The sequence below is a fragment of the Streptomyces telluris genome (genome assembly GCF_024519335.1).
In the GTDB taxonomy this organism is placed as follows: domain Bacteria; phylum Actinomycetota; class Actinomycetes; order Streptomycetales; family Streptomycetaceae; genus Streptomyces; species Streptomyces telluris.
On sequence record NZ_JANIID010000073.1, the window covers coordinates 1 to 5225 of the forward strand.

General features: G+C 67.9%; 4 protein-coding genes and 4 pseudogenes. 4 read left to right on the forward strand and 4 right to left on the reverse strand.

Annotated elements, in window-relative coordinates; genetic code table 11:
* Window positions 1–148: 148 nt before the first annotated feature.
* Window positions 149–363, forward strand: a pseudogene (locus NQU55_RS36000) (IS110 family transposase); the annotation flags it as partial.
* A 15-nt stretch (window positions 364–378) separates the two neighbouring features.
* Window positions 379–528 (forward strand): annotated as a pseudogene (locus NQU55_RS36005) (transposase); the annotation flags it as partial.
* Between the two features lie 15 nt (window positions 529–543).
* Here NQU55_RS36005 and NQU55_RS36010 read toward each other — a convergent pair.
* The 4 genes and pseudogenes from NQU55_RS36010 to NQU55_RS36025 form a co-directional block, all read right to left on the reverse strand.
* Window positions 544–972, reverse strand: a complete 429-nt coding sequence (locus tag NQU55_RS36010; protein ID WP_168094100.1) for a VOC family protein — start codon at window positions 970–972, stop codon at window positions 544–546.
* A gap of 248 nt (window positions 973–1220) precedes the next feature.
* Window positions 1221–1449, reverse strand: a pseudogene (locus tag NQU55_RS36015) (NAD(P)-dependent dehydrogenase); the annotation flags it as partial.
* A gap of 81 nt (window positions 1450–1530) precedes the next feature.
* Complete coding sequence (locus NQU55_RS36020; protein WP_168094101.1) at window positions 1531–2175, reverse strand: NADPH-dependent F420 reductase; 645 nt, start codon at window positions 2173–2175, stop codon at window positions 1531–1533.
* Window positions 2176–2225: 50 nt separating this feature from the next.
* Window positions 2226–3038 carry an inositol monophosphatase family protein gene (locus tag NQU55_RS36025; RefSeq protein WP_168094102.1) on the reverse strand — a complete coding sequence of 271 codons (813 nt, stop codon included), beginning with the start codon at window positions 3036–3038 and terminating at the stop codon, window positions 2226–2228.
* 115 nt (window positions 3039–3153) lie between these two features.
* Between NQU55_RS36025 and NQU55_RS36030 the strand changes: the two genes are divergently transcribed.
* Together NQU55_RS36030 and NQU55_RS36035 are read left to right on the forward strand one after the other, a co-directional pair.
* A complete protein-coding gene (locus NQU55_RS36030; protein WP_168094103.1) occupies window positions 3154–4062 on the forward strand; it encodes a LysR family transcriptional regulator in 909 nt (302 codons plus the stop codon).
* Between the two features lie 257 nt (window positions 4063–4319).
* Window positions 4320–5225: pseudogene (locus tag NQU55_RS36035) on the forward strand (IS5 family transposase); the annotation flags it as partial.

Below are 5225 nucleotides of genomic sequence, written 5' to 3' on the forward strand. Positions count from 1 at the left end.
CACACCTACGAGCTTGCGGAACTGCCGCTCACTCAGCCCGGAGAACAGGCCTATCCACCCCGGCTCAGACGCCGTGACCACAGCACTCACACCAAGATCATCACATGCCCGGATTCCTGACCAGGCCTTACGGGACATCATTTAGGGCCGCCGCCTGCGACGGGTGTTCTACATGTCCGCGCACAGACCAGCATCATCCGCGACGGGCCGAACCGGGACGGCTACCTCAAGAAGCGCGGCGAAGGCTGCAAACACGTCCAGGCTGTCATCGCCCTTGCTCGTCGGAGGGCCAGCGTTCTGTGGGCACTCCTGCGCGACGGACGGATCTTCACCTTCGCCCCACCGGTCGCGCAAGCGGCTTGACTTCGTCATTGAGGCTCCCACCGCAAAGTCCGCGCCCGTGTCGAGCACGTTTTCGCGCGGATGAAGGCATGGAAGATCCTTCGCGACTGCCGCCTGAAAGGCGATGGCATTCACACCGCCATGCTCGGCATCGCCCCGCTGCACAACCTCGCCCTCACGAGATAACTCCCGCCCGTATGTTCAGTCGATACAGAACTCGTTGCCCTCGATGTCCAGCATCGGGATGCACGAATCATGACCGTCATACAGAGTTCGCACGTGTACCGCGCCGAGCGGGATCAGCCGTGCACATTCAGCCTCAAGTGCGGCGAGACGTTCTTCACCCACGAGTCCGGTGCCGACCCGCACATCAAGATGCACCCGGTTCTTGACGGCCTTCCCTTCGGGCACTCGCTGGAAGTACAGTCGCGGGCCCACACCTGAAGGATCAACGCAGGCGAACCATGAATCCCGCTGCTCAGGTGGCTGCGAACACTTGAAATCATCCCAAGTGGCCAGCCCCGCTGGTGGCGGCGGTATAACGTACCCCAACACCTCGCACCAGAAGCGAGCGAGGCGCTCAGGTTCCGCACAGTCGAACGTGACTTGGAACGTCCTGATCGCTGACATCGATGCACCGTACCAAGGGGACTTGAGACTCTGCCGCTCATTTGGCCAGATGGATTCGCCCGCCACCCCGTCGCGCCCTGAGCCGCCTTGGACACCAAATGATCAAACCGGACAGTCCACAAGAACAACGCGACCCCGGCGGCGAAGCCAACAGGTGGCCCCCCGACCCAGCCCTGACCAACCGTCCTCATACGAAAGATCAGTTACGGGACAACCCTAGAGATCTTATCAGCGAGGGTTACCGGCCTGAGGACGTTAGCGCCTTCACGGGCGCAGGCCAGCGCGACGGCCCTGCCGATGCCGGAGTCCCCGCCGGTGATCACGGTGCGCCAGTCCGCAAGGAGCTCGTGGCCTCGGTACGGTACCTCGCCGTGGTCGGGCCGGGCGCATGGGCTCGGTGCAGCCGGGGCGGGGCTGGTCCTGATGGGAGAACTCCGGGCGCGGGTACTGCTCGGCGAGGTCGGGCCGGTCCGGCAGGGTGGAGGGCGCGGTGGATCACCTCTCGTCGGTGCTGGAGAGCGGGGTGGGCAGGCTGCGTGGTCACCCGGTCTGGGCGGGTCAGCGGGCGAGAGAGACGGCGAAGGGCTTGAAGCCGTGTCGGCGCAGGATGTGGGGCACAGTCAGGATCATGGCCTCGGTGGCGCGGGCTGTGGTGATGTCGCCGAGGTCCTCGATCTGTTCGGGCTGCCAGCCCAGGTCGCCGAGCAGGCCGGCGACGGTCCTCTTGGCGTGTTCGTCGTCGCCGGAGAGATAGGCGGTCGGTGGGGTGGCCAGGATCTCGGGAGCAGTCATGACCATGAAAAGCATGGTGTTGAGGGTCTTGACCACATGGGTGTCGGGGAGCGCGGCCTGGAGCTTCTCGGCGAGGCTGCTGCCGGGATAGCACAGGTCGCCGGGCAGGCCGTCAGCGGCGTCGCGGGTTGCGTTGGAGACATCGATGAGGATCTTTCCGGACAGCTCGGTGCGCAGGTCGGTGAGGCGCTCCAGGGAGCTGTCGCCGGGCGTCGCGTTGATCACGATGTGCGTGGTGCGGGCGGTGGTGCGCTGGTCGGTGTAGGCGACCGGCGGGGCAAGCCCGATGGTGCGGGCGGCGGTGTCTTCCGGGCTCCGGCCAGCGAGGGTGACATGGTGTCCGGCTGCGGAGAGCTTGCCGGCGAGGTTGGTGCCGACGCGGCCGGCGCCCAGGATGCCGATGTTGGTCATGCGGTGATGCTCCTTGCGGTATCGGGGTGGGGAAGAGCGGAGACGTCCGGTCAGGCGATCGGCGAGAGGACTTTGAGGGCGGCGCCGTGGATGCCGGGGGCGGCGGCCAGGAAGTCGCGGCTGCCGGTGTTCCAGGGTTCGCCCGTCAGGTCGGTGACGGTGCCTCCGGCCTCGGAGACCAGCAGGGCGCCGGCGACCAGGCCGGAGCGGACGTCGGAGAACTGCCAGAACGCGTCCATACGTCCGGCGGCAACGTGGATGAGCTGCATCGTGGCGGGAACGGACACGCGCACGACCAGGCCGTTGATGAGCATGGCGGTGACGGAGTCACCGATCCGCCGGAAGGTGCGCTCGTCCTCGCCGGGCTTGGCCTGGCCGGTGCCGGTGAGCGCGGCGCCCAGGTCGGTCTTGGCGGACACCTTCAGGGGCCGGTCGTTGAGACGGGCACCGCCGCCGGCGACGGCGGTGTAGGTGTCGCCGGTCAGCGGCAGGTGGACGACGGTGAGTACCGGCTGGTTGTCGCGTACCAGGGTGGCGGTGACGGCCCAGTCCTCCATGCCGTGGACGTGGTTGATGTTGCCCTCGGCGGGGTCGACGACCCACCACTCCCCGGACGGGAGCGCGCCGCCGGCCAACTCGTCCTCGGCCCACCGCGACCCTTGCCGGGCCCGCAGCAACGGCTCCCGCAGCACGTCCAGCACCGCATCGTCGTTGGCGTGGATCTCAGCAACGACCTCATCCAGACTCACGCCCCGGGCGTGCGCAGTGTGGCGGTCGCGCAGCGTGCGGCCAGCGGTCTTCACCGCGGCTGTCACATCGGACAGGAGCGTCGTACCGGCGTCGAAGGGCATGGCTGTGCTCATGGCGGGCTCCTTGGGATCGGTCGAAGCGGGGCGGTCGTCTCGCCTCCGCACCTCGACGGTAGGCCGCCCGACCATTAACAACAAGTGCATGCTTGTCACTTGTAGAGTTACTGTCATGCAACTGGATCTGAACCTGCTCACGGCCCTGGACGCCCTGCTGGAAGAGGGCAGTGTCGCCGGCGCGGCAGCACGCCTCCACGTCACCGCACCGGCGATGAGCCGCTCCCTGGGCCGCATACGCAAGGCCACCGGTGACCAGATCCTGGTCCGTACCGGCCGCAGCATGGTCCCCACCACCCGCGCGCTGGCCATGCGCGCCGAGGTCCACGCCCTCGTGCAGCAGGCCCACCGGCTTCTGTCCGCGCAGCAGGAACTCGACCTGGCGGCTCTGGACCGGGTGTTCACCGTGCGCTGGCACGACGCCCTGACCGCCGCCTGCGGCACCGCCTTGACCACGGCCGTCCACCGTCAGGCCCCCGGCGTCCAGCTGCGCCTGTCCGCCGAACCCGGGACGGACGACGCCCAGCTGCGCCGGGGTGAGGTCGACCTCGAATCCAGCTCCAGCGCTCCGACGCTCCCCGACATCCGCCACCGCCTCGCCGGCAGAGACCGTCTGGTCGTTGCCGTCCGCCCAGGCCACCCGCTCACCCGAAGCCCGCTGAGCCTGGAGCGTTACGCAGCCGCCGAACACCTCACCGTTTCGCGGCGCGGAAGCCTGCGCGACCCGATCGATGACGCCCTGACCACACACGGCCTCGAACGACGCGTCGTCGCCGCCGGGCCCACCGCCGCCTTCGCACTGCAACTCGCCCTCGACACCGACCTGGTCGTCACCCTCCCCGACGCAGTCACCCGCACGACCCGGGAACAACTCGGCCTGGCCACGCTGCCACCGCCGCTCCCGCTGCCCGACGTCCCCCTGTACCTGCTGTGGCACCAGCGCTACGACAACGACCGCGCCCACACTTGGCTGCGAGACCTGGCCACAGAAACCGTCCAGGCACTATTCACACAAGCCACATGACCCATCCCTGCGAGCATGCGACTCCGCATCTCACATCGAGACGACTGGCTTTCTCGGTGCAGTTGGCCCCGATCAAACTCGGCTTGACCCGACCCACTTGCATGTTCGACTCCGGCTCGCTCCAGCCCCGCCTCACGGCTCTCTGGCAGGTGAGGCATGGGGCCGCAACAAGCCGGAACTGGCCCTGCCCGCTTTGACCTAGGCGCTGTTTCTCGGATCTCCTGACTTCGGTGGGGTGTTGGGGTCAGGCTGGCTGTATGGGCCGTGGGGATCTGACGAATGCGGAGTGGGCTCGGCTGGAGTCGTTCTTGCCTCCCGGTGGTGCGCGTGGGGGCCGGTGGAGTGATCACCGTCGGGTGATCAATGGGGTTCTGTACCGGGTGAGGACCGGGGTTCAGTGGCGGGACCTGCCGGAGCGGTTCGGGCCGTGGGAGACGGTCTATAAACGGCATCGCCGCTGGTCAGCTGATGGAACGTGGAAGATGCTGCTGTCGCGTATCCAGGCAGCCGAGGACGCCGCGGGCGGGCTCGACTGGGAGGTGTCGGTGGACTCAACCGCGGTGCGGGCCCATCAGCACGCCGGCGGCGCGAGGAAGGCACCGGCGGCCGGGGCCCCTCAAAAGGGGGCCGGCCCAGGGACGAACCAGGCCGATCCGGTGCTGCGGAAACTGGCCGCCCGACTGGAGGAAGTGGTCAGATCGGCGAGTGCCTGGGACGTTCCCGCGGAGGATTCACCACAATCCACCTCGCCACCGAGGGACGATGCAGGCCCCTCCCCCTCGTCCTGACACCCGGGCACTACGGTGACGGCCCCCAGCTCGAGCGCGTGCTGGAGCAGATCTCCGTGCCCCGGACCGGAGCCGGACGGCCCCGCACCCGGCCCGGCCATCTCCTGGCAGACAAGGCTTACACGTCCCGGAGAAACCGCCGCTACCTGCGACGACGCGGGATCCCGCACACCATCCCCGAACGCCTCGCAGCAAAGACACCGGCAGAACCGAGGACCCCGAGGCGGCCGGCCCACCGGCTTTGACCGCGAACGCTACAAGAAACGCAACACCGTCGAACGCGCCATCAACCACCTCAAAGACTTCCGCGCTGTCGCCACCCGCTACGAGAAACGCGCCTACATCTACCTAGGCACCGTCACACTCGCAGCCCTC